This window comes from Kribbella sp. NPDC048837 (genome assembly GCF_055586945.1).
This window is the reverse complement of sequence record NZ_JBVJHF010000005.1, coordinates 284,226-307,700: the sequence shown is the minus strand read 5'-3', so window position 1 is coordinate 307,700 and position 23,475 is coordinate 284,226. Positions and strand designations below refer to the sequence as shown.

The 23,475-nt window shown below is 68.8% G+C and carries 20 protein-coding genes; 10 read left to right on the top strand and 10 right to left on the bottom strand.

All coding sequences use genetic code 11. From position 1 onward, the window contains the following. Positions 1-42 precede the first annotated feature (42 nt). The 3 genes from ACZ6O0_RS24910 to ACZ6O0_RS24900 are packed head-to-tail and all read left to right on the top strand — an operon-like array spanning position 43 to position 3,556. Positions 43-849 (top strand): SDR family NAD(P)-dependent oxidoreductase, encoded by an 807-nt coding sequence (locus tag ACZ6O0_RS24910; RefSeq protein WP_465767369.1) that lies wholly within the window; start codon positions 43-45, stop codon positions 847-849. A 4-nt stretch (positions 850-853) separates the two neighbouring features. After that, positions 854-1,978 (top strand): DUF5938 domain-containing protein, encoded by a 1,125-nt coding sequence (locus ACZ6O0_RS24905; protein WP_465767368.1) that lies wholly within the window; start codon positions 854-856, stop codon positions 1,976-1,978. Positions 1,979-1,987: 9 nt separating this feature from the next. After that, positions 1,988-3,556: an acyl-CoA synthetase gene (locus ACZ6O0_RS24900; protein WP_465767367.1), complete on the top strand. Its 1,569-nt coding sequence runs from the start codon at positions 1,988-1,990 to the stop codon at positions 3,554-3,556. Here ACZ6O0_RS24900 and ACZ6O0_RS24895 read toward each other — a convergent pair. Beyond that, positions 3,542-4,225, bottom strand: coding sequence for a GOLPH3/VPS74 family protein (locus tag ACZ6O0_RS24895; protein WP_465767366.1), 684 nt, complete (start codon positions 4,223-4,225; stop codon positions 3,542-3,544). The two genes, ACZ6O0_RS24900 and ACZ6O0_RS24895, sit on opposite strands and share 15 nt — an antisense overlap. 152 nt (positions 4,226-4,377) lie before the next feature. Here ACZ6O0_RS24895 and ACZ6O0_RS24890 point away from each other — a divergent pair, with 152 nt between their 5' ends. Beyond that, positions 4,378-4,965: a GNAT family N-acetyltransferase gene (locus tag ACZ6O0_RS24890; RefSeq protein WP_465767365.1), complete on the top strand. Its 588-nt coding sequence runs from the start codon at positions 4,378-4,380 to the stop codon at positions 4,963-4,965. After that, a complete protein-coding gene (locus tag ACZ6O0_RS24885) occupies positions 4,966-6,699 on the top strand; it encodes an IucA/IucC family protein (RefSeq protein WP_465767364.1) in 1,734 nt (577 codons plus the stop codon). It abuts the gene before it with no gap. Here ACZ6O0_RS24885 and ACZ6O0_RS24880 read toward each other — a convergent pair. Then, positions 6,680-7,267: a TetR/AcrR family transcriptional regulator gene (locus ACZ6O0_RS24880; protein WP_465767363.1), complete on the bottom strand. Its 588-nt coding sequence runs from the start codon at positions 7,265-7,267 to the stop codon at positions 6,680-6,682. The genes ACZ6O0_RS24885 and ACZ6O0_RS24880 overlap by 20 nt on opposite strands. 60 nt (positions 7,268-7,327) lie before the next feature. Here ACZ6O0_RS24880 and ACZ6O0_RS24875 point away from each other — a divergent pair, with 60 nt between their 5' ends. The 3 genes from ACZ6O0_RS24875 (at position 7,328) to ACZ6O0_RS24865 (ending at position 9,195) form a co-directional block, all read left to right on the top strand. After that, positions 7,328-8,014, top strand: coding sequence for a mycothiol-dependent nitroreductase Rv2466c family protein (locus tag ACZ6O0_RS24875; protein WP_465767362.1), 687 nt, complete (start codon positions 7,328-7,330; stop codon positions 8,012-8,014). Then, complete coding sequence (locus ACZ6O0_RS24870) at positions 8,011-8,514, top strand: Uma2 family endonuclease (protein WP_465767361.1); 504 nt, start codon at positions 8,011-8,013, stop codon at positions 8,512-8,514. Before ACZ6O0_RS24875 ends, ACZ6O0_RS24870 begins: the two co-directional genes overlap by 4 nt. A gap of 120 nt (positions 8,515-8,634) precedes the next feature. Then, on the top strand, positions 8,635-9,195 hold the full coding sequence (locus tag ACZ6O0_RS24865; RefSeq protein WP_465767360.1) for a Uma2 family endonuclease: 561 nt from the start codon (positions 8,635-8,637) through the stop codon (positions 9,193-9,195). Here ACZ6O0_RS24865 and ACZ6O0_RS24860 read toward each other — a convergent pair whose 3' ends face one another. The 6 genes from ACZ6O0_RS24860 to ACZ6O0_RS24835 form a co-directional block, all read right to left on the bottom strand. After that, complete coding sequence (locus ACZ6O0_RS24860) at positions 9,196-12,426, bottom strand: UvrD-helicase domain-containing protein (RefSeq protein ID WP_465767359.1); 3,231 nt, start codon at positions 12,424-12,426, stop codon at positions 9,196-9,198. Next, the gene (locus ACZ6O0_RS24855; protein WP_465767358.1) at positions 12,426-15,548 is read right to left on the bottom strand and encodes an ATP-dependent helicase; all 3,123 of its coding nucleotides are present in this window, start codon (positions 15,546-15,548) and stop codon (positions 12,426-12,428) included. The genes ACZ6O0_RS24860 and ACZ6O0_RS24855 overlap by 1 nt, the downstream gene beginning before the upstream one ends. 205 nt (positions 15,549-15,753) lie before the next feature. Then, the gene (locus ACZ6O0_RS24850; RefSeq protein WP_465767357.1) at positions 15,754-16,050 is read right to left on the bottom strand and encodes an MGMT family protein; all 297 of its coding nucleotides are present in this window, start codon (positions 16,048-16,050) and stop codon (positions 15,754-15,756) included. A gap of 31 nt (positions 16,051-16,081) precedes the next feature. Beyond that, positions 16,082-16,921: an LLM class F420-dependent oxidoreductase gene (locus ACZ6O0_RS24845; RefSeq protein WP_465767356.1), complete on the bottom strand. Its 840-nt coding sequence runs from the start codon at positions 16,919-16,921 to the stop codon at positions 16,082-16,084. Between the two features lie 92 nt (positions 16,922-17,013). Then, positions 17,014-17,370, bottom strand: a complete 357-nt coding sequence (locus tag ACZ6O0_RS24840; protein WP_465767355.1) for a hypothetical protein — start codon at positions 17,368-17,370, stop codon at positions 17,014-17,016. A gap of 9 nt (positions 17,371-17,379) precedes the next feature. Beyond that, complete coding sequence (locus ACZ6O0_RS24835) at positions 17,380-17,646, bottom strand: DUF2277 domain-containing protein (protein WP_465767354.1); 267 nt, start codon at positions 17,644-17,646, stop codon at positions 17,380-17,382. Between the two features lie 88 nt (positions 17,647-17,734). On the opposite strand from ACZ6O0_RS24835, the gene ACZ6O0_RS24830 reads away from it, so the two are divergent. Further along, a complete protein-coding gene (locus ACZ6O0_RS24830) occupies positions 17,735-18,376 on the top strand; it encodes a TetR/AcrR family transcriptional regulator (RefSeq protein WP_465767353.1) in 642 nt (213 codons plus the stop codon). Then, positions 18,373-19,158, top strand: coding sequence for a maleylpyruvate isomerase family mycothiol-dependent enzyme (locus tag ACZ6O0_RS24825; RefSeq protein ID WP_465767352.1), 786 nt, complete (start codon positions 18,373-18,375; stop codon positions 19,156-19,158). Before ACZ6O0_RS24830 ends, ACZ6O0_RS24825 begins: the two co-directional genes overlap by 4 nt. 38 nt (positions 19,159-19,196) lie before the next feature. On the opposite strand, the gene moeZ is transcribed toward ACZ6O0_RS24825, so the two are convergent. Continuing rightward, a complete protein-coding gene (gene moeZ / locus ACZ6O0_RS24820) occupies positions 19,197-20,387 on the bottom strand; it encodes an adenylyltransferase/sulfurtransferase MoeZ (RefSeq protein WP_131516340.1) in 1,191 nt (396 codons plus the stop codon). Positions 20,388-20,653: 266 nt separating this feature from the next. Continuing rightward, positions 20,654-23,416 carry a Calx-beta domain-containing protein gene (locus ACZ6O0_RS24815; protein ID WP_465767351.1) on the bottom strand — a complete coding sequence of 921 codons (2,763 nt, stop codon included), beginning with the start codon at positions 23,414-23,416 and terminating at the stop codon, positions 20,654-20,656. Between the last annotated feature and the right edge of the window lie 59 nt (positions 23,417-23,475).

Sequence of the window (23,475 nt, the reverse complement as noted above, 5' to 3'; positions counted from 1 at the left end):
TGTGAAACGACCCCGGTGTCCCTCGACCACAAGGAGCTTCAGATGGGCGGACTCGATCTCTCTGGCCGCAAGGCCCTCGTCACCGGCGGAGCGCAGGGACTCGGCGAGGGAATGGCGAAGGCGCTCGCGGCGGCCGGCGCCAAGGTAGTGGTCACCGACCTGCAGAAGGACGCCGGCGAAGCCGTCGCGGACGCGCTGGACAGCGAGTACGGCGACGGCAACGGCTTCGTCGCCCACGACATCACCGACGAGGCCAGCTGGGAGAACGCCGTCATCGCGGCCAACGACATCCTCGGCGGCCTGGACATCCTGGTGAACAACGCGGGCATCGAGATCACCAGCCTGCTCACCGAGGTGACCGCGGAAGAGATCCGCAAGATGCTCGACGTGAACGTGCTCGGCACCACGCTCGGCATCAAGTGGGGCCTGCGGACGATGCGTCCGGACGGGCTGGCCGGCCAGGGCGGCGCGATCATCAATGTGGCCTCGGTCGCCGCGACCATCGCGTTCCCGGGCATCGCGGTCTACTCCGCGACCAAGTCCGCGGTCGACCGGCTCACCCGGGTCGCCGCGATGGAGTCCGGCAAGCTCGGGTACGGCGTTCGCGTCAACTGCATCTACCCCGGCCTGGTGCCGACCCCGATGGGTGCCGGCCTGGCCAACGACGTCGCGCAGCTCGGACTGTTCGAGTCCCCCGAGGCCGCGGTCGCCGCGGTGATCGGGCTGACTCCGGCCGGCCGGCTCGGTGAGGTCAGCGACATGGCCGACGCCGTGGTCTTCCTGGCGTCGGACGAGGCCCGGTTCATCACCGGCATCGGCCTGCCGGTCGACGGCGGAATGGGGATGTGAGCCGATGACCACCAAGCCCGTCGTCGTGTACGGCGCCTCCGGCTACACCGGCCGGCTGGTGTGTGAGTACCTGCGTCACTACCACGTCCCGTTCGTGGCCGCCGGTCGCAGCGAGGACAAGCTGAAGGAGTCGATGGAGTCCCACGTGCCCGGCATCGAGACAGCCGAGTACGAGATCGCCACCGTCGACCACGACGTGTCCGCACTGACCGATCTGTTCAAGGGCGCGTCCGTGGTGCTCAATACGGTCGGACCGTTCAGTGAGCTCGGCCCTGCGGCTGTCGAGGCCGCACTCGCGGCTGGTGCGCACTACACCGACACGACCGGCGAGCAGGACTGGCTGATGACCTGTGACGAGACCTATGGTCCGCAGTTCGCCGAGGCGGGCCTGCTGCTGGCTCCCGGGATCGCACAGATGTACACGACCAGCGAGATCGCCGCGCAGCTGTGTCTGGAGGATCCGGGCCTGGACACGCTCGACATAGCGGTGTTCTGGGGCGGCAGTCCGACCATCGCGTCGACCCGGACCATCCTGGTGAACGCAGCGACGTCCAAGGCGCACTACCTCGAGCACAACGCGTACGTCGAGTTCCCCGAGCAGGGCCTCGTGCCTCTGGTGGTGCCCGGGCAGCACGAGCTGGCGCTGTCGCTGCCGTGGGGTGGCATGTCGCACCCGGTCTGGTTCAAGCGCGACCCGCGGGTCGCCAACTGCAAGTCCCAAGGCGGTGTCTTCAACGCCGCACTGATGAACGGCGTACCGCAGATCGTCGCCGCCGCACTGGAAGCCACCAAGGACATGGCTCCGGACGAACGCAACGCGGCGCTGACCGAGACCGCTCGTCAGGTGATGAACCAGATGCCGCCCCGCGAGAACCCGCGCGTGAACAAGACGCTGGACTCCGTCCACGCCTCCGGTCCACTCGGCCGGGCGCATTGCGTCATCCACGGCAACAGCAACTACCAGCAGACCGGTCTGCTCCAGGCGTACGCGGCGTACTCACTGCTGCAGACACCGCCGAAGCGCGTCGGGTTCGCCAGTGGTTGCCAGGCGTTCGGTCACCGGGAGCTGCTCGGCGTACTGCGCAGCTTCGGGCTGGTGTCCGAGCCACAGCTGACGTCGCTGCGCTAGGGAGTCACAGTGCGACTGGTCGACTACCTCGACAAGGGCGCTTCGCTCGGTCCGGACGCAGCCTGCCTGACCACCGACGGCGAGACGCTCTCGTACGCCGAGGTCCAGCAGCTGTCCTACCGGATCGCGGCCGGCCTCGCGGCGAGCGGCGTACGGCCGGGTGGCAAGGTCGCGATCCTGTCGGCGAACGATCCGATCGCGTTCAGCTGCGTGTTCGGGATCAGCCGGGCCGGTGCGGTCTGGTGCCCGATCAACCCGCGCAACGAGGCCGCGGAGAATCGCGAACTGCTCGACCAGTTCGACTGTGAGGTTCTGATCTACCAGGCGGCCTTCGAGCCCCTGGTGGACCGGATCCGGCCCGAGCTGCCGAAGGTCCACACCTTCGTCTGCCTGGACCGGGATCCGGGCTCCGGCCCCTCCCCCCACCTCGTGGGCCGGAGCGTCGGCTGGGACGCGTTCTGCGGGGGCGTGTCCCAGCCGGCACCTGATCTCACCGGTCCCGACGATCTGGCGTTGATCGTCGGGACCGGTGGAACCACCGGACGGCCGAAGGGCGTGATGCTCAGCACGACGAACATCGAGACGATGACGGCGCTGACGCTGATGGGCTATCCGTTCGGGGACCGGCCGGTCTATCTCGCGCTCGCTCCGCTGACCCACGCGGCCGGCGTACTGTGCTTCCCCGTCCTCGCGTGCGGCGGCGAGATCGTCATCATGCGGACCCCCGACGTCCAGGTGTTCCTGGAGCTGATCCCGCGGCACGGCGTGACGCACACGTTCCTGCCGCCGACGCTGATCTACATGGTGCTGGCCGCTCCGGAGCTGGACACGACGGATCTCTCGTCGCTGCGCTGCTTCTGGTACGGCGCCGCGCCGATGTCGGTGGCGCGACTCGAGGAGGCGCTGCACCGGATCGGGCCGGTGATGGCCCAGCTGTTCGGGCAGACCGAGGCACCGATGATGATCTCGATCCTGCCCCCCGCGGAGCATTTCGATGCCTCCGGCACCATTGCCCGGGAGCGGCTGGCGTCGGCCGGCCGGCCGTCGCCACTGGTCACGACCGCGATCATGGCCGCGGACGGATCCCTGCTCCCACGGGGGGAGCGGGGCGAGATCGTGGTCCGCGGTTCGCTGGTGATGAAGGGGTACTACCGCAACCCCGAGGCCACCGCGGCCGCATCGGCGTACGGATGGCACCACACCGGCGACATCGGGTACCTGGACGACGACAACTACCTGTACATCGTCGACCGGGCGAAGGACATGATCATCACCGGCGGCTTCAACGTGTACTCCACCGAGGTCGAGCAGGCGTTGATGGCGCACCCCGCGGTCCAAGACTGCGCGGTGATCGGGTTGCCCGACGAGAAGTGGGGCGAGCGGGTCGTGGCGGTCGTCCAGCTGCAGCCGAGCGCGTCAGCGGATGCCACCGAGCTGATCGCGTTCGCGAAGCAACGCATCGGCAGCGTCAAGGCGCCCAAGGACGTGCTGGTCTGGCCGGACCTGCCGCGCTCCAAGGTCGGCAAGGTGCTCAAGCCGGAGATCAAGTCCCGGTTGGCGGAGTCAGCTGCTCCCTGACGCGGCGGCCGTCGAGCTGGCGACGACGATTGCCGCGGTGACGGCGGCCTGCATCTCGGTGACGGCCTTCCTCACGGCGTCCGCGGCCCAGTCCGACTCGGCGATCTGCTTCGCCCGCTGCTTGAGCGCCTTCTTGTCCACCGCGTCGGTGACGACCTTCGGTACGACGTTCAGCGCGCTCAGCAACGCGATCAGCGCGCCGGTGCGCTCATCCGGCGTGGTGCCCACCTTCAGCACACTCTCGAGCTTGGACCGCACCTCGGCCTCGTGCCGCGCGTCCTTGGCCGGCCAGCGCGTCACCGGGAACAGACCGAGCATCCTGCCCTGGTCCGCCTGCAGCACACCGCGCTCCGCGAGCCGGGCGAGCAGCTGGTCACGCAGCTTCTTCGACAACCGGCCGATCTGGTCCTTGGGACGCTTACCGGGCTTGCCCGCGACAAAGGCCAAGCGCTCGTCCAGGATCGCGTCCCCGGTCGGCGAGGCGTCCAGCACCTTCAACCGACCGGCCTTGACCCCGTCACCGGCACTCGTGACGTCGATCTTCCCGAGCACGGTCAGCTCGATCAGGACCGCTCCGGCCAGCGCATAGTCCAGCCCGGGTGAACCCGCGATCGGCTTCCCGCTCTCGTCGTCGTACAGCAGCAACAAGAGATCCTCGGCAATCAACATGCCTCCAACGTAGGCACACCCTCCGCCCGCTCGCATCCACCGCGCGGACGACCCGGCGGGTCCACCCCTGGATCGGGATTCGATGCACGGTCAGGGATCTAGTAAGGTAAGCCTTAGCTAAGCAGGTTCGCCCACCTCGAAAGCAGACCGCCATGACCAGAGCACTGCCCGAGCCGTCGTTCCGGCGGTTCTTCGCCGGCGTCGGCACCCTGAGCCTCCGGCCGTTCGACCTGACCGAGGACGTCGGCACCCTGCACGGTTGGGTCACCCAGCCCTACGCGCGGTACTGGGGGCTGCTGACCGCATCCGTCGAGGACGTGCACGCGGAGTACGAGCGGATCGAGCGATCCGGCCACCACCGCGCCTTCCTCGGCGAGCACGACGGCAGCCCTGCGTTCCTGATGGAGCGCTACGAGCCGTCGTACGACGCGGTCGGCACGGTGTACGACGTGGCGCCGGGCGACATCGGCATGCACGTGCTCGTCGGGCCGCCGGACACACCGATCAGCGGCTTCACCGGCGCCGTGTTCGAGACGATCCTGGACAGCCTGTTCAGCGATCCGCTGGTGGACCGGGTCGTGGTCGAGCCGGATGTCAGGAACGTGAAGATCCAGGCGCTGAACGAACGGATGGGGTTCCGCAAGCACAGCATCGTGGACCTGCCGGACAAGCAGGCCTGGCTGAGTTTCTGCACCCGCGACCAGTACGCCGAAGCGACCCGGATGAATGAGGCAGGCTGAATGATCCACCACCTGAACCCAGACGTCTGGGCCGTCGTCAACCGCGCCCTGGTGCGCAAGGCGATCTCCGAGTTCGCGCACGAGCGCATCCTCGAACCGATTGCTGACGGCAACGGCTACGCGGTAGGACGCTACCGATTCACGGCGCGGCGGTATCCCTTGAACCATTGGGACATCGACGCCGACTCGCTGGAGAACGGCGGCGAACCGATCGACGCCTTGGACTTCATCACGGAGTTCCACGAGCAGCTCGGGATCGGCGCGGACATGTTGCCGGTATACCTCGAGGAGATCAGCAGCACGCTCGCGAGTGCGGCGTACAAGCTCTCGAAGCCGGACCGGACCGCGGCCGATCTGGTCACTGCGGACTTCCAGACGATCGAGGCCGCGATGACCGAGGGCCACCCGTGCTTCGTCGCGAACAACGGGCGGCTCGGGTTCGGGGTCGGCGACTATCGCGCGTACGCACCGGAGACCGGCGAGGCTGTCGAGCTGGTCTGGATCGCAACCCGTCGTGACCGAACCACGATCTCGCACAGTACGAGGCTTTCGTACGACGAGCTGCTGCAGGCAGAGCTGGGATCCGCTGTGCTGCAGCAGTTCGCGGCGAAGATCATTGCCGTGGGCGCCGACCCTGCGGACTACGCCTTCCTGCCGGTGCATCCGTGGCAGTGGGAGAACAAGACGTCGATCACATTCGCCGCGGACATCGCGCAGCGGCACATCATCTATCTCGGGTCCGGTGCGGACGAGTATCAGCCGCAGCAGTCGATCCGGACGTTCTTCAACCGGTCGCAGCCTTCGAAGCACTACGTGAAGACGGCGTTGTCGGTGCTGAACATGGGGTTCATGCGCGGGCTGTCGCCGACGTACATGGCCGCGACGCCGGCGATCAACGACTGGGTCCACGAACTGGTCTCGAACGATCTCGTCCTGAAACGCTACGGCTTCACCGTGCTGCGGGAGATCGTGGCGGCGGGATACCACAACCGGTACTACGAGAACGCGACTCCGAAGACCTCGCCGTACCGGAAAATGCTGTCGGCGTTGTGGCGGGAGAGCCCGGTGCCGGGCCTCGAGCCCGGCGAGCGGCTGGCCACGATGGCGAGTCTGCTGCACGTCGACCGGCACGGTGCCTCACTGGCCGCGGCGTTGATCCGCGCATCCGGGCTCGAGCCGGCGGCGTGGTTGCGGGCGTACATCGACGCGTACCTGATCCCGCTCGTGCACAGCTTCTACGCGTACGAGCTGGTCTTCATGCCGCACGGCGAGAACCTAATCCTGGTACTGCGGGACGCGGTGCCGACCCGGGTCATCATGAAGGACATCGCCGAGGAGATCGCGGTGATGGACCCGGCCACCCCGCTGCCGGCCGAGGCCGAACGGGTCCGCGCCGAGGTCCCGGAGGACGAGAAGCTGCTGTCGGTCTTCACCGACATCTTCGACTGCATCTTCCGGTTCCTGTCCCCGCTGCTGGACCGCGAGGATCTGCTGACGCCGGCGGAGTTCTGGACGGTGGTGGCCGCGGCGATCCGCGACTACCAGGCCGCGACACCGGAGCTGGCCGAGGCGTTCGCGAAGTACGACATCTTCGCGCCGTCCTTCGCGCTGTCCTGCCTGAACCGCCTGCAGCTGAAGAACAACCAGCAGATGGTCGACCTCACCGATGTCGCGGGCTCGCTGCAGTTCGTCGGGACGTTGGAGAATCCGCTGGTCACGGAAGCAACTGACTGACCAGGGTGTCGCCCAGCCAGGTTTCGTAGTCCTTGATCGGCCAGTGCCGGTCGAAGACGAGCAGGTGGTAGACCTCGGCCGCCGTGCAGGCGAGGAAGATGTCGAGCGCCCGCGCCGCCGGTATGGCGAAGCTGAAGGTCTTCAGGAAGATCTTCAGCTCGCCCTCCCGGGCGGCCCAGACGCGGTGCATCTCGTCGGCCATCCGGGCGTCGGCGCGCGCCGCCTCCTGGTAGATCTGGATGACGTCGATCCCGGTCTCGAACTGACGGGTCTGCCAGTGCGCCGCCGCGCGGAGCCGGTCGGCGGGATCGGTCAGCGTGAGCGACTCCTGGGCGAGCCGCCGGGTGTCGGCCTCGGCGATCCAGATCCGCGCGATCTCGCGGAGGATGGCCGGCTTGTTGCCGAACGCCGAGTAGATCGTCTGCGCCGGGATCCCGGCCGCCTCCGAGATCGCGGCGATCGTCGTGGCGACGTACCCCTGCTCGGCGAACAGCACCCGCGCCGCCCGCGCCACCTGCTCCTTCGTCGCCTGCGCCTGCCGGGCGCGGTGCGAGTCCTTGACAGCCACGTCGTCAATCTATCACTCTGTTCATCATAGTCTCACTCTGATGAACAGAGAGGTAATCTGATGAAGACCTTCGACCTGTACGCCGATCCCGCCTGCCCGTGGAGCTGGCTGGCCGTCCGCTGGCTGACGTCCGTGGCGCCCGAGCGGGGGTTCCGGCTGAGCCTGCGCTCGTACAGCCTGTGGATCCGCGACGGCGACCGGCAGGCGCTCGGGATGCCCGAGTTCATCCGCGCGATCGCCGTTGCCACCGGCAAGCAATCGCTGCGGGTGATGCGGGTCTTCGAGGCGCTGCGCGCGGCCGGCCGGGAGGACGTGATCGAGCCGCTCTACCTGGCGTGGGGTGCGCGCGTGTTCGTGCCCGGACCGCCGCAGGCGCCGACCGCCGCCGTACTGGAGGAGGCGCTCGCGGCAGCCGGGCTGGAGGGGTCCTGGCTGTCCGCGGCCGCGGACCCGGGCTGGAACCAGGCGATCGAGACGTCGATGGCGCGGCTCGGTGCGCTGTCCGCGCTGGCCGGCGGTACGCCGGTGGTTCCGACGCTGGCCACCGGGCAACAGGCGTTGTTCCGCGGCGCCGTACTCTCTGCTCCGGTCTCGCCCGAGGACGGTCTGGAGATCTGGGACGCCCTGGAGCTCCTCACCGCCGAACCATCGTTCGTCGGCTTCTCCCCCACCCGGTTGCCGATGCCCACCTTCGCTGTGGATAACTCCCGCGGCGCGTCGACGGAATCGGTCAAGCTGTTGGGGTGATCGGCGTTGAAACCCCCAGAGACGGCAGACGCTACGAGGTGGTCGACGGCCGCCTCCTGATCACCGGCGCCCAGCCCCCGGCCCACCACGCCGCCGTCCTGGCCCTGATGATCCACCTCAAACAGTCCTGCCCACGAGACCTCCTGGTCTCCGTAGGCTCCCTGGACTTCCGCCCCACCCTGGACGTCTCCGTCCGCCCCGACCTCCTCGTCTGCCACCGCTCGGACGCCGGCCCCCACCTCCTGAAATCCCCACCCCTCCTAGCCGTAGAGGTCCTCTCCCCCTCCACCAGAACCACCGACATAGTCCTCAAACGATCCCTCTACGAATCCCACGCCATCCCCTCGTACTGGCTCCTGGACCCCGCCCACCAAGAACTAACCGTCCTCGAACTAACCAACTCGTCCTACGCCTGTCAGGCCGTAGTAGGCCCCGAAGAAACCTTCAACGCCACAAGCCCCTTCCCGGTCAGCCTCACCCCCGCCAACCTCACGAACTAGCCCTCGTCCGGGGCAACCCGGGGCAGATCGTGGGGCAACCCGGGGCCGACGCACGAAACGGCACCAACCATCCGTCCGACGCCACCATGCTGGTCCCGTGACCGACAAGGAGGCACCATTGTGTCCGTGGAGACCACCGAGCCGACGAACCTCACGCTGGCCCAGTTCGACGCTCTGCCAGACGACGGCGAGTGGCGTGAACTGCTGGATGGGCAGGTGCTGGTGACACCGTCGCCGCTGGCCGTTCATCAGAGAGCGGCCAATCAGATCAACTTGCGGCTGGTCTCAGCGTGCCCAGAAGATCTGGAGGTCTTCTTCGCGCCCTTCGACTACCGGCCGGACGACCGGACATCGCTGCAGCCCGACCTCTTGGTGTGCCGCTGCGAGGACGTCGAGCCGGCGAGCGTTCGCCGGCCGTTGCTCCTGGCCGTCGAGATTCTCTCACCGTCGACCCGCGCGAAGGACTGGCTCAAGAAGCGCCGCTTGTACGAGGCGACCGGCGTCGGTTCGTACTGGATCTTCGAGCCGGACGAGGCAGTGCTGACTGTGCTGGAACTGGAGAACGGCCACTACGTCGAGCGGACGTTCAAGGACGACGAGGTGTTCGAGGCCAGTCGCCCATTCCCGGTGCGCATCGTCCCGGCCGAGCTCGTACGCCGTGCCAACCGTGCGGCCCTGTAGTTACCCGTTCAGCAACTCGATGAGCTGCTGCTTTTCGGGCAGGTTCTCGGGTCTGATGATGTCGGCGGTGCGGACGTAGTAGAAGGCTGCGGTGACTTGGGGGAGGGGGATGTTCATCAGTTCGGACCAGGCGACTCGGTAGATGGCCAACTGGAGGGGGTCGGCGGATTCGGTGCGGGTGGTTTTCCAGTCGATGACGTCGTAGCCGCGGGAGCCGTCGGGGCGGACGACCTGGTAGACGGCGTCGATGCGGCCGCGGATGACGCGGCCGCCGAGGGCGAGGGCGAAGGGGGCCTCGATCTCGTACGGCGTGGTTTCGCCGTACGGGCCGGTGCGGAAGGCGTCCATCAGTTCGGTGAGGTCGGTGTCGTCGACGATGTCCTCGTCCGCGGCGCCGGGGAGGTCGTCGGGGTCGAGCAGGAGCTGCTGGCCGAAGTAGCTCTCGACCCACGCGTGGAAGCGGGTGCCGAACCGCGCCGCCCGGTTGGGTTTGCGCGGCATCGGGCGGGCCAGCTCGGACGCCAGCCCGTCCGGGTCCTTGGCCAGCCGCATCACCTGGGTCGCGGACAGGGCGGCCGGCAGCTCGACGTCGTACGCCTTCCGGCTCCGGCTTTCCCTTGCCTCGGACAACAATCGCTCGATCTCGGAGTCCCACCGCGCGACCGTCGCCTGCTCGTCCAGCAGCAGCGACTCCTCCGCCTCGATCGACGGCCCCTCCGTCCGCGCCTGCCGCACCAGCGCCGCCGCGTCCAGCCGCCGCTGGTACGACTCCATGTCGTACGGCGCCGGCCACGGCGCCTGCGTCTGCTCGGCCAACTCCGGGTTCTCGTCCGCCGAAGGTTGCTCGGCCCACTCGACGACTCGCTCGCCGGCGTGCTTCTTCAGCGTCGACAGGTACGACGAGGGTCCGCGCGGGCGCTTCTGCGTCGGCCCCCACCAGTGCCCGGTCGCGACCAGGATCTCCTTCGCCCGGGTGAAAGCGACGTACCCCAGCCGTCGCTCCTCGAGCGCGTTCACGTTCTTGCACTCGTCCGCGAACGCCTTCAGCCCGGCGTTGGACAGGTCATGGATGTCCGGCAATGTGTCCGCGTCACCGCGCAACGGCCACGGCAGCACCTTCGCGTTGGTCGTCCACTTGTCCCGCCCGCGATCCGAAGGAAACACCTTCGAAACCAGCGTCGGCACGAACACGATCGGCCACTCCAGCCCCTTCGACCGGTGCGTGGTGAGCAGCTTCACCGAGTCCGCCTCACTCGGTACGGCGAGGTCGAGACCGGCGGCGTACTCCTCCTCGGCGGCCAGGTACGCCAGCAGACCGTCGAGCGAACCGTCCGACTCCGTGGACACAAAGTTGCCAACGGCATCCAAAAACGCGGCCAGATGATCGCGCCGTCCGGAGTCGACGTGATCCGGCGTGGCGGTGAGCTCGACGTCCAGGCCGATCGTACTGATCACCCGTCGGACCAGGTCGAGCAACGGCTCCCCCGAGTGCGTCCGCAGCTCACGCAACTCACTCGAGAGTTCCTTGAAGCGGACCAGTGCCTCCGGCGAGTAACCCCAAGCGTCCGGTCCTGGATCGTCGACCGCCTCGGCCAGCGAGATGACTTCGGTCGAGTCCATCCCGGCGACCGCGGCGTCGAGTGCCGCAACCAGATCGTCGGCGGCCGGCCGCGCACCGGCATCGGCGAGGACGCGCGACCGGTTGGCCAGCAAGGCAAGATCGCGGTGACCGATCCGGAAGCGTGGGCCGGTGAGGATCCGCAGCATCGCGGCGTTCGCGGTCAGGTCGTTGACCGCCTGCAGCGTCGCCACGACGTCGACGACCTCGGGGAGGGCGAGCAGTCCGCCGAGGCCGACCACCTCGACCGGAACCTTGCGCGCGATCAGCGCTTCGTGGACCGCGCTGAGGTCGACGTTCGTCCGCATCAGGATGCCGATGTCCTTCCACCGGCGGTTCGGGGTGCGGTGTGCGGCGACGACCGCGTCGGCGACCCACTCGATCTCCTGCGAACGGGTCTCGAACAGTCCGACGGTGATCGCGCCTTCCGGCGCATCGGAGGGAGCCTCGAGCGGGATGACTCCGGGATGCTGTTCATACAGCTCGGCCGCGTGCTCGTTGGCGGCGGCGAGGATCCGGCTGCCGCACCGGCGGTTGACGCTCAGCACATACCGCTGCGCCGGCGAGCCGTCGGCCTGGGGGAAATGTGTGGGGAACTCGTCCAGGTTCGCGACCGAGGCACCACGCCAGCCGTAGATCGCCTGGCACGGGTCACCGACCGCCGTGACCGGATGACCACGGCCGTCGCCCCCGGCGAACAGCGCGGTCAGCATCCGGCGCTGCGAGACCGATGTGTCCTGATACTCGTCGAGCAGCACCACCTTGTACCGCGACCGCTCGGCGGCCGCGACCTCCGGGCACTCCTCGGCCAGCCGCGCCCCGAGCGCCATCTGGTCGGCGAAGTCGACGACGCCACGGTCCGCCTTGTAGGCCTGGTACTCCTCGACGAGTTGCAGGATCTCGCCACGCTTCAGCGCGGTCTCGCCGAGCTTGCGCACCTCGACCGTCTGCTTGGCGGCCGCCGCGACCTCCTGCCGCACCGCCTCGTCGTGGTCGCGTACGTCGTCCGCCCGGAGCAGATGGTCCGCGAGCTCACCGTCGAGCGCCAGCAGACTGTTGACCAGCGTCGGCACGTGATGCGACGCGAACCGGATCGGCCCGGCGGATCGCCGTACGACGCGACCCGCGAGCTGGAAGCGTGTTGCGTCGGCGAGGACGCGGGCGTCGGGCTCGAGACCGAGGCGGAGGCCGTGCTCGGCGATCAGCGTCCCGGCGAACGCGTGGTACGTCGAGACGACCGGCTCGCCGGGCTCCTCGGGCTCCCAGTTCGGGATGTTGCTGCGCAGGTGCGCCGCGAGGATCGGGTGCTGGTCCCTCGGCAGCGTCGACCCGAGTACGCCGGCCTTCGTCAGGTCCTCGCGGATCCGCACGTCCAGCTCGTTCGCCGCCTTCTTCGTGAAGGTCAGCCCCAGCACTTCCTCCGGCTTCACCTGCCCGGTGCAGATCAGCCACACCACCCGCGCGGCCATCGCCGTCGTCTTCCCCGACCCGGCGCCCGCCACGATCACGCCAGGCGCCAACGGAGCCGTGATCGCCGCCAACTGCTGATCGGAGAACGGAATCCCCAGCAGATCACACAGTTCAGCCGTGGTCTGCAGTGTCGCGGCGGGCATCAGACGATCTCCCGGCCTTCCGGTTGGATCGGGCACAACGCACGGGCTTCGCAGCGGGTGCAGCCGTCGTTGCGCTGGGCGGTGAACTCTTCGGAGCGGACCATCGACTCGGCCTCGTCGACGGCCTCGTCCAGCCAGGTCCTGCCGTCGTCGCCGGTCTCGAGCGGGCCCTGGTGCTGGACCTTGGGGAAGCCGGCCTCGTCGTGGCGGAGCTGGACGAGCTCCGCGCCGCCGGCGACCGGGTCCTCGCCGACGGTCTTCAGCTGCCGGGAAGCGATCGCGCGCTGGTAGATCGCCAGCTGCACGTGCCGCGCCACCGCCGGCTTGGTCGGCATCGAGCGGCCCGTCTTCAGGTCGACCACGCGGATCGTCCCCTCGGCGTCCTGCTCGACCCGGTCCATTCGCCCCTTGACCCGGACCGCGGGCTTGTCGGTGTCGGGAAGCAGTACGTCGAAGTCGACCTCGGTCCCCACCAACGTCCGATCCGGCCGGCCCTGGTGCCAAGCGACGAACCGCCGCAACGCCTGCTCCGCCTCGACCCGCTCCCGGTCCGAGATCCAGGCGGACTCGAACTCCAGCTGCGTCCAGACCTTGTCGAGCCAGCCGTTCAGCTCGTCGATCGACGGCGGCAGCGTCCCGGTGGCGACCGCGTCCGCCAACGTGTGCAACACCATGCCGAACCCGGTGGCCGACGTACTCGGCGTCTCTCCACCGGCCCGCCGGGTCAGGAACCAGCGCAGCGGACAGTCCACGATCGTCGTCAGCGCACTCCCCGACAGCGGCACCGGCAGCTCCGGATCCGCGATCGGCCGCTCCGACCGGGTCCGCTCCCGCACACCCCACCAGCGCTCCGGATCCGCCGTCGGGACGAACGGCTGATCCCGATCGTCCACCGCATCGGCCAGCTGGGCCAGCCGATCGGCCGCGACCCGCTTCAACGCCGGCGACGAGGACGGATCCGCCAGCACGCACCGCAGATCGGCCACCAGACCGGGCAGCGACAACGGCCGCCGCGGCCGTCCGGCGACCAGTTTCAAGGGAATGTCGAGCTCGGCAAGGAATCTGGAGGGTTGGTCGCCGTCCGCCTCGGGGGCCTGGACCGCCGTCACGATCAGCCGCTCCCGGGCTCTGGTGATCGCGACGTAGAACAACCGTCTCTCCTCGGCCAGCAACGCGCCGGCCGACAACGGATCGATGAGGCCGTCAGGTCCCAGCCGGTCCGGCTCCAGCAACGACCCGCGCCGCCGGAGGTCCGGCCACTGACCTTCCTGCACACTCGCCACCACGACGAGCCGCCATTGCAGGCCCTTCGACCGGTGCGCCGTCATCAGCTGGACGCCGGCCTCGCGATACGTCCCGTCGAACCGGTTGTCCCCCGCGATGTCCAGCGATTCGAGCTCACTCAGGAACGCCGATACGCCCTTGAACCCGACCTGCTCCTCGGCCCGGCTCGCCGCGTCGAACAGCGCACACAGCGAATCCAGGTCCCGGTTCGCCGCGCGGGCGGGCTCGCCCCCGGAATGCGCCTGGCCGCGCAGCCGCCGCAACCAGGGCGAATCCGACCACAGCGACCACATCACCTCGTCCGGCGCGGCTCCCGCGGTCACGATGTTCCTTGCCTTGAGCAACCTCTCGCCCAGGGCCGCGAACCGCGCCTCGGCCGGCGACGCCTCCTCGTCGAGCAGCAGCGGATTCATCAACGCGTCGCGCAACAGCTCGTCCGACGACCGCGGCAGCCGCTGCCCGCCGGCCGCCTCCCGATCGCGCCGCCGCAGCACCCGAGCCAGCCGCCGCAACTGCCCGGCATCCATCGCACCCAACGGCGACAACGCCAACGCGCGGACGACGTCGACCGTCAACGTCGCCGGATCCGCAACGGCCCGCAACGCCAGCAGCATCGGACGTACGGCGGGCTCCCGCGACAACGGCAGCTCGTCACCGGCCACGTCGACCGGGATGCCCGCGGCCGCGAGCGCGCGACGCAACGGCGGGATCGACCGGCTGCCGGACCGGACCAGCACGGCCATCTCGTTCCAGCCGACGCCGTCCTGCACGTGGGCACGACGCAGCAGGTCCGCGATGTGCTCGAGCTCGGCGCCACTGGTCGAGTACAGATTCGCTTCGACCTTGCCGTGGCCGTAGACACAGCCGCTGGCGTCCGGGTTGCGGAAGCGGTCGAACGTGTCCCGGTCCAGTGTGCCGGGCACGCCGAGCCGGCTGACGACATTACGAGACACTCGCTGCAGCGTCGTACCGAAGCGGCGGGTCGTGCCCAGCGCGATCTGGGCCGCCTCCGCGCCGTCCGCCGTACGGAACTCGTCGGTGAAGCGCAGCAGGCCGCGGACGTCCGCGCCGCGGAACGTGTAGATCGACTGGTCCGGATCGCCCACGACGACGAGGTCGCGGCCGTCGCCGGCGATCGCCTGCAGCAGCTTGGTCTGACCGGGATCGGTGTCCTGGTACTCGTCGACGAAGACGGCCTTGAACTCGGTCCGCAGCTTGGCCTGCACCTGCGGCTGCTGGGCCAGGATCACCGCGCGGTGGATGAGCTCGGAGTAGTCCAGCACCTGCTCGTGGTCGAGGATCTGCAGGTACTCCTCGAAGAAGTCGCCGACCGCGACCCACTCGGCCCGGTCCGCCGAGCGCCCGATCGCGGACAGGTCCTCCGGGTCGAGCCCGAGCTGCCGCGCCTTGCCGATCACGGCTTGCACCTCGTCGGTGAACCCGCGCGTCTTCAACGCCGGATGCAGACTGCCCGGCCAGTGCACCGCACCGACCTCACGGCTGCCGGACAGCGCCTCACTCAACCGCAGCGACTGCTCCGGCCCGGACGGCAACCGCAGCGGTACGTCGAACGCGTCGGCCGGTGTGAACCGCCGGAGCAACGCGTAACAAAAGGAATGGAACGTCATCGACGGCATCACCCGGGTCGTCCGCCCGAGCCGGCCGGTGATGCGGTCCCGCAACTCGGTCGCCGCCTTGCGCCCGAACGTCAGCACCAGCACCTCGTCGGGACTCAGCCCGCGATTCCGCACCCGGTCGACGACGGCCTCCACCAACGTCGTCGTCTTCCCGGTCCCCGGTCCGGCCAGCACCAGCAAAGGTCCGCCGGGATGGTCCACCACTGCTTGCTGATCCGCATCCAGAACCGGTGCCGACGTGCTCCGACCCGCTGCCCGGACCAACCGGTACCGGGACCCCTGTCTGCCGACCATCGCACCATCCCAGCAGACCCCACCGACAATCCCGATCGCCCACTCCGGCAGGTCCATCAATAGCCGGAAAGCGGACAGGACATGGGTAGTCGCGCGCTGACTCTGCGCCGAATCAGTCCTGCGGATCCCAGCGCACTTCGCGCAGGTTGACCCGGCCGTTGGTGACCCGGACGCCGTCCGAGCGGAGGTTGTGCAACTGCTCGTCGCCGACCTCGTCCGCCGGTACGCCGGACGCGCGGATCACCCGCCACCACGGCACGGACCCGCCGTACTCGCGCATGATCGCACCGACCTGACGCGGGCCGCCCTGACCGACGTACTCGGCGATGTCGCCGTACGTCGCGACGCTGCCCGGCGGGATCGACTCCACGGCCCGCAGCACCGCCTCGACGTACTCCTCCCGATCCACGAACCCAAACCTAGTGGGAACCGTGGACAGTTCAGGCGAGTGGGGCGACGGCCTTGGCGAGGGGTTCGAGGACGGACGGCGGGGCGTCGAGCGGGAGGTTCAGGACGACCAGGTCGACACCTGCTTCGCCGTACGCCGCTGCTGTGGCGACCGCGGCGTCGAGCGGCTCGTCCGGATCGATGCGCACGTTGACCGAGCAGGTGATCTCGTCGACGTTGCGGCCGACCTCATCGCAGCGTTCGACCAGCACGTCCTTGAGCGCCTTCCACTCCTCCGGGCTCTGGACGATCACGTTCCACTGCTGGGCCCACTTCGCCACCGCGCGCAGCGTGCGCTTCGGGCCCTTGCCGCCGATGGTGATCGGCGGGTGCGGGGTCTGCACGCCCTTCGGCTCGCAGTACGCGTCGGTGAGCTTGATGTACTTGCCGTCGAAGTTCGCGACCTTCTCGGTGAGCAGCGCGATGATCGCCTGGGTGCCCTCGTCGAACCGGTCGAAGCGTTCCTTCAGCGGATAGAGGTCGATGCCGTAGGCAGTGGTCTCCATCTCGTTCCAGCCGGCGCCGATGCCGAGCTCCAGCCGGCCGTTCGAGATGACGTCGGTGGTCGCGGCCATGTTCGCCAGTACGGCGGGATGCCGGTAGATCATCCCGGTCACCTGACAGCCGAGCCGGATCCGCGAGGTCGCCTGCGCCAGCGCGCCCAGGGTCGTCCAGGCCTCGAGGTTCGGGCCGGCCATGTCACCGCTGAGCGGATAGAAGTGGTCCCAGTGCCAGGCGGACTCGAAGACCTCGAACTGATCCGCCGCCACCCACACATCCCGCAGTTGCTGCCAGGTGGTGTGCTCGGGCCTGGTCTTGATCGCAAACCGCATGCCGACCTCCTAGGTCATCGCTTCCCGACGCGACCCTACCTCGCTACCGGGACTGCAGCAGTTGGCCGATCATGCGTGCCCGTCGTCGCGAACTAGCCGAAGCAGAGGGCGTCGACCGGGCGGCCTTCCTGGAAGGCGGTGATGACGGCGACGACCTCGAAGACGACGGCGGCGGTTGCGGTGGTGAAGAGGACCAAGGCGATCGGCTGGCGGTTGCGGTGGAACCAGCGCAGCAACAGGAACAGCGCGATCACACCGACGACCAGGCCGGCGAAGCCGAGGAAGTAGACACTCGTGGGCAGCGGCAACGTGCCGTCGCAGGAGGCCTGACGACGACGGCTCAGCTCGCTCTGGGCGTTCGTGTTCGTCAGCGCGAGCAGCACGCCGACGATGATCAGCGCGAACACCACCCCCTGCCGGCGCTTGGCCGGTCGAGCCTCCTCCCCCACCGGGAAGCTCTAGTCCAGGCCGAGGCGGGCGCGCACCTCTGGGCGGCGCAGCGGTGGGACCGTCTGCGGCGGCACCCGGCGCTCGGGCATCTCCGCCAGCAACTGCTCGGTGATCCGCGCGACCTCGGTCGCGGCCCGCTCGATCGGGCCGCGGGTGGTCGCACTCAGCGACCCGACGCCGGTCACCTTGCGCACATACTGCAACGCGGCCGCGTAGACCTCCTCAGAGGTCGCGGCCGGCTCGAGTCCCCGGAGAACCGTGATGTTTCTGCACATGCCAAGACAGTAGTCGGCCGCGGGGACAAACCAACGCGAAACCTACGGGGTATTGACTTTCCTAATGGCCTTAGGTTTTCCTCAAGGTATGAGCACCGCTGGGCTTGACCGCCGGACCCGTCGCCGCCAGGAGACCATCGAGGAGGTCCTGGACGTCGCCATCGAACTGATGGAGACCGAGGGTGTCGCCGCGCTCAGCCTGTCCGCGGTGGCCCGGCGCCTCGGCCTGCAGCCACCGTCGCTCTACCAGTACTTCCCGTCCAAGATGGCCATCTACGACGCCCTCTTCGAGCGCGGCGCGCGGCAACTGCGCGATGCGCACCGGGCCGCGCTGGCGACGGCGACCACCGCCGACCCGTTCGCGAACGACCTGATCGCGATCAGCGCGTTCTGCCGGTGGTGCCTGGAGAACCAGATCTACTCGCAGCTGCTCTTCTGGCGGACGGTCCCCGGCTTCGAGCCGAGCCCGGAGGCGTTCGCCCCGGCCCAGGACTCGCTCCAGGATCTCCGGGACCACCTGCAGGCGGCGGTGGACGCCGGGCGTCTGCACCCGGACGCGACGAGCGACGACGGGCTCGCGCTCTTCACCTCGGTGATCGCGGGCCTGCTCTCGCAGCAGATCGCGAACGAGCCGGACGCGTCGTTCGAGGACGGTCGCTTCATCCGGCTGCTGCCCGCCGTACTCGAGATGTTCTACCAGCGCTACGCACCAACCAGGGGGAAGAGATGACAGCTGTACTCGCGGAGCAGATCGGACGCGCCGATCGGCAACGCTGCCGGGTCCACCGGGACGCGGAGCTCCAGGCGTGGCACGACCTGCTGGCGTCGATCGAGGGGCCCGAGTGGCAGCGCCGTACCGTCTGCGACGCGTGGGACGTCGCCGACATCGCCGGGCACCTGATCGGGCAGGCCGAGGACGTGATCCGGCCGTGGTCGTTCCCACGGCGGTTCCGGAAGGGGAAGCGGGTCTACCCCGGCGTGCCCCGGTTCGACGCGCACATGATGGTGCAGGCCGATGAGCACCGCGGTACGCCGCCGGCGGAGCTGCGCACGTCGTTCGATCAGCTGTGGGGGAAGGCGACCCGCAGCATCTCACGGAATCCGGAGCTGCTCCGGCGGATGACGATGCAGGTGGACGACGTACCACGGATGTCGCTCGGGTATGTGCGGGACATCCTGCTCGCGCGGGACCTGTGGATGCATCGGGACGACGTGTGCCAGGCGCTGGGGCGTTCGTTCGACGCCGGTCCGTACGCCGAGGAGCTGATCGCGCAGGTCATCTACGACCTGGAGGCCGCCGGCCCGTTCTGGGGCGACCGTCCGGCCGTCGTCCTGGAGCTCACCGGCCAGGGAGGTGGGACCTACCGGCTGGGGAGGGACGAGCCGGTCGGTCGCGCCTCGGTCGACGCCGTCGCGTACATGCGGACGGTGTCCGGACGCGACGACGCACCGGTGATCACCGGTGATGCCGCTGCCGTCGAAGCCGTCGGCAGTTGCCGGATGGACTTCTAAGGAAAGGGGGCTGGAGTGATCCAGCCCCCTTCGCAGATTTAGTACGACGGCTGGCTCGGGTCGATCTGGTCGACCCAGGCGACGACGCCGCCACCGACGTGGACCGCGTCGGAGAAGCCGGCGCCCTTCGCGATCGCGAGCACCTCGGCGGAGCGGACGCCGGACTTGCAGTGGAAGACCAGCTGCTTGTCCTGCGGCAGCTTCTCCAGCGCCACACCGGTCTGGAAGTCGGCCTTGGGGATCAGCACCGAGCCCGGGATCTTGTTGATCTCGTACTCGTTCGGCTCACGGACGTCGATCAGGACGAAGTCCTTCTCGCCGTTGTCCTTGAGCTTGATCCACTCGCTCAGCTGCTTCACCGAGATGGTCGAGCCGACGGCCGCGTCGGCCGCCTCCTCGGTCAGGGCGCCGCAGAAGCTCTCGTAGTCGATCAGCTCGGTGACGGTCGGGTTCTCGCCGCAGATGGCGCAGTTCGGGTCCTTGCGGACCTTCAGCGAACGCCAGTTCAGGTCGAGCGCCTCGTAGATGTTCAGCCGGCCCAGCGACGGGTCGCCGATCCCGGTGAGCAGCTTGATCGCCTCGGTCACCTGCGCCGCGCCGACGGACGCGCAGAGCACGCCCAGTACGCCGCCCTCCGCGCAGGACGGGACCATGCCCGGTGGCGGCGGCTCGGGGTAGAGGCAGCGGTAGCACGGGCCGTGTTCGGCCCAGAACACGCTGATCTGGCCGTCGAAGCGGAAGATCGAGCCCCAGACGTAGGGCTTGCCGAGCAGGACGGCGGCGTCGTTCACCAGGTACCGGGTGGCGAAGTTGTCGGTGCCGTCGACGATCAGGTCGTACTGCTCGAAGATCTCGAAGACGTTGTCGTTGTCCAGCCGGGTCTCGTGCAGGACGACGTTCGTGTTCGGGTTGGTCTCGAGAATCGACTCCTTGGCCGACTGCGCCTTCGACTTGCCCACGTCGGACTGGCCGTGGATGATCTGGCGCTGCAGGTTGGACTCGTCGACGGTGTCGAACTCGACGATGCCGAGCGTGCCGACACCGGCCGCGGCCAGGTAGAGCAGCGCCGGGCTGCCCAGGCCGCCGGCGCCGATCACCAGCACCTTGGAGTTCTTCAGCCGCTTCTGCCCGGCCATCCCCACCTCGGGGATGATCAGGTGCCGCGAGTACCGGCGCACCTCGTCGATGGTCAGCTCGTCGGCCGGTTCGACCAGCGGTGGCAGTGACACGTGTCGGCTCCTCAGGAAGACGTCGGACGGGATCTCCGGTTTTCAACCATCTGTCCCTCCTCAATGTTCCCGCACGTTCCCAACCCCTCACTCCCAGGTCCACATCCCGGTCCCCCCATCTCACCCCACGAACACCGCCCGCCCCGTGGCGGGCGGCGTGGGTGGGGGGGTGGTGCTGCCTGTGGCGGGGGTGGCTTCAGCACTCGGTGCCGGCGGCTGCAGGCCGACCCGCGTGCCGGGCGCCCCCAGGGCGCCCGGCACGCGTTTCAGTCGTTGGCGGGGATGGTGGCGGTGACTGTTAGTGGGACCTTCAGGGTTGCGCCGTCGACGGTTTGGATGACGGCTGTGAAGGTCTCGGCCGGCTCTTTCAGGGTGTCGTCGAGGATCTTCACCGTCAGTTCGCCCGTGGTCTTGCCGGGTTCGACGAAGCCGTCGATGGCTCGGGCGGCGGGGCCGGTGCCGTCGTCGTTCACCGACGTGTAGTCCTTCCGGATCGTCGCGGTGCCGTCCTTCAGCACCCCGGAGAACGTGACGTACTTGTCACTCGGCGCCGACAGCTTGACCGGGAAGTTGACCAGTCCGGTCTTCTCCGCCGTCGTGAGGTTCCCGATGGTCAGCGCCGGCGTCGGATCGTCGTCGACCACGAGCCCGTGGCCGAACGACGCGTCCAGCAGCCCCTCCCGCGGCGCCGACAGCACCAGGTTGAACGGCAGGTCGTAGCTGTCCCGGGTGTTCCCGGTGACCGGCACACTCACCTTCTGCCGCACCTGCCCCGGCTTGAAGACCAGCTTCCGCGCCACCTCCCCGACCGACTCACCGAGGTCGCCGTTCGACTCGACGTACACACTGACCGGACGGATGCTCGGCCGCGACATGGTCACCCAGAAGTCCATCGACCGAACCCCCTGGTCCCCCTCGCGAACCGTCACGTTCGACGCGGACAGCTTCGGCAGCAACACCGCCGGCGCCGAGAACCCGAGCCCGGGCGACGAGAACGCCAGATCACTCACGTACGCCGACCCTCGCGCCACCTTGTCGGTCCGCAACTCGACCGCCCGCACGTCCCACAGATCCACCCCCTTCAACGACGCCAGCGGGATCCGCACGGTCCGCAACAGGTTCTTCGGCAGTCCGGCCTCACTGTTCCCCGGCATCCGCACCAGCGCATCGCTGACCGCGGACACCGGCACCACGGCCGCCCGCCCGTGCCCATCGACCACCCGGACACTCAGATCCGTCTTCGGCGATCCAACCGGGTCCGGAGCCGCACGGAACGACAGTGCGGCGAACCGTCGTACGTCGCGCTGCCCGGCCGGCACACCAAGTCGCACGACCCCGTTCGTACCGCTCCAGGTCAGCTTGGTCACCGCAGTCGTTGGCGTCTTCGCGGCGTACCACGCTGTGCCCCAGTGCGGCGCGTTAGCCCAATCGTCCGACGTCATGCAGGTCTCCACAGCGGCAGAACGACCAGCTGGCTGGGTCACACCCGCGCACACCGCCGCAGTCACCTTCCCGGTGACCGATCCGGCCGGCAGTGCCTGGTCCAAGTGATTCACGTCCCGCCGTGACCGCACCGGCGCCTGCGACACCACGCGTACGACGGCCCGCCCGGCGGACGCCGCCCGTGCATCGGATCCGTCCAGCAGCGGCAGGAACTTCGTCTCATGCCCCAACTGCAACCGGAAGAACCCGGCGATGTACGCCGTACCGACGGCCTGCTGCTCCTTCGCCGTCAACCGGCCCGCGTACTTCGCACCGCACGGCGGCTCCTTCTCGTCGCCGAACCAGTCGTCGTTGGACGGCGCCTCGGACTGCCCCGGCGTCCATTCGGTGTTGAAGAAGTTGTGGTTGGTGCCAAGCACGGTGATGGTCGACCGCGGCGCGGCATCCCCGGTGACGGAGTACCGGGTGTCGTCGTAGAACTTCTGCCCCTGCAGGTCGGAGACGTCGCCGTCGCAGTACGGCAGCAGGACGCTCATCGCGACCCCCGGAACCGCGGCCCGGGCGAAGTCGGTCGGTGCCAGCGGCAGCACGGCGCGGATGCCGTAGTGCCCGCCGCGGTCCGCGTTCAGCACCGCCGCCCGCGCGACGCCCTCCCCACCGCGCGAGTGCCCCATCAGTCCGACGTTCTGCAAATCGATTTTGCCGACGAACGCACGGCCGAAAGGCCCGCCGCCGATCGTCGACCACTTCTTCCACAGCGCCAGGTGGTCGAGGATCAACTCGGCCCGGGCTTGCGCGCCGGAGTCGTAGACACCGCCGTCATACGCGTTGACCGCGTTGGCGCTGATCGACACGACCTGGTACCCGTTGCTCGCCAGCGCGGTCGCGGGAGCGTCGTACCCACGGAAGCTCGGGACCGGCTTCATCCCCTTCGGGCACGGCCACGGCTTGTCCACCTCGCCCGGGTCGTCCCCGTAGCAGAACTCGTGCCGGCCGTGCAGGAAGATCACCAACGGCCGTGGCCCGATCGCGCCCTTCGGCGTGTACACCTTGCCCCGCAGCTCGGATCGTTGCCCGAGGCCCGGAAGGTACGCGGCCTCGTCACCGAGGTTGTACTCCGACGTCTCGACCTTGTACTTCCCCAGCGCCCCCGGATCCGAAGGCAGCAACGGCCCGCGCCGCGCCTTCAACCAGTCCGCGTCGGTCGGTCCGCCGGCCTGACTCCGGTTCCGGCCGGTGTCCTTACCGAGGTCGCCGGACCAGATCAGGCGTACGTCGCGGGCCGTCAGCACAGCCGCGTCCGTACTGGTCAGGGTGAGCGTCCGCCGGTCCGGCGACTGCGCGGCGACTCCCAGCGGTACGCCGTCGGCCGCGAGCAGCGGCAGCGACGCCCGCAGCGGCGCCGGCGCGTCCAGGCGCAGGGTCAGCCGGTAGCCACCGGCAACCGGTTCAACGGTCCAATTGTTGCCCTTAACAACGGATGGCGGCGGCACGGGCGGGGCGGCGGCAGCAGTCAACGTCCCCACACCCAGCAGTGCGACCATCCCCAGCGACAGACTTCGTACGGCGTGGGCGATCACTCGCACAGTGGTCCTCTCGTTCGTCGACGAACAGGGTCGTTCGTCATGACTTCCCGGGCGAGAGG

Excerpts from the sequence above, each read along its gene's own strand:
- ACZ6O0_RS24845 (WP_465767356.1), bottom strand. The coding sequence starts at position 16,921 with ATGCGGTTTGCGATCAAGACCAGGCCCGAGCACACCACCTGGCAGCAA.
- ACZ6O0_RS24885 (WP_465767364.1), top strand. The coding sequence starts at position 4,966 with ATGATCCACCACCTGAACCCAGACGTCTGGGCCGTCGTCAACCGCGCC.
- ACZ6O0_RS24860 (WP_465767359.1), bottom strand. The coding sequence starts at position 12,426 with ATGCCCGCCGCGACACTGCAGACCACGGCTGAACTGTGTGATCTGCTG.
- ACZ6O0_RS24825 (WP_465767352.1), top strand. The coding sequence starts at position 18,373 with ATGACAGCTGTACTCGCGGAGCAGATCGGACGCGCCGATCGGCAACGC.
- ACZ6O0_RS24875 (WP_465767362.1), top strand. The coding sequence starts at position 7,328 with ATGAAGACCTTCGACCTGTACGCCGATCCCGCCTGCCCGTGGAGCTGG.
- ACZ6O0_RS24905 (WP_465767368.1), top strand. The coding sequence starts at position 854 with ATGACCACCAAGCCCGTCGTCGTGTACGGCGCCTCCGGCTACACCGGC.
- ACZ6O0_RS24835 (WP_465767354.1), bottom strand. The coding sequence starts at position 17,646 with ATGTGCAGAAACATCACGGTTCTCCGGGGACTCGAGCCGGCCGCGACC.
- ACZ6O0_RS24830 (WP_465767353.1), top strand. The coding sequence starts at position 17,735 with ATGAGCACCGCTGGGCTTGACCGCCGGACCCGTCGCCGCCAGGAGACC.
- ACZ6O0_RS24895 (WP_465767366.1), bottom strand. The coding sequence starts at position 4,225 with ATGTTGATTGCCGAGGATCTCTTGTTGCTGCTGTACGACGACGAGAGC.
- ACZ6O0_RS24890 (WP_465767365.1), top strand. The coding sequence starts at position 4,378 with ATGACCAGAGCACTGCCCGAGCCGTCGTTCCGGCGGTTCTTCGCCGGC.
- ACZ6O0_RS24910 (WP_465767369.1), top strand. The coding sequence starts at position 43 with ATGGGCGGACTCGATCTCTCTGGCCGCAAGGCCCTCGTCACCGGCGGA.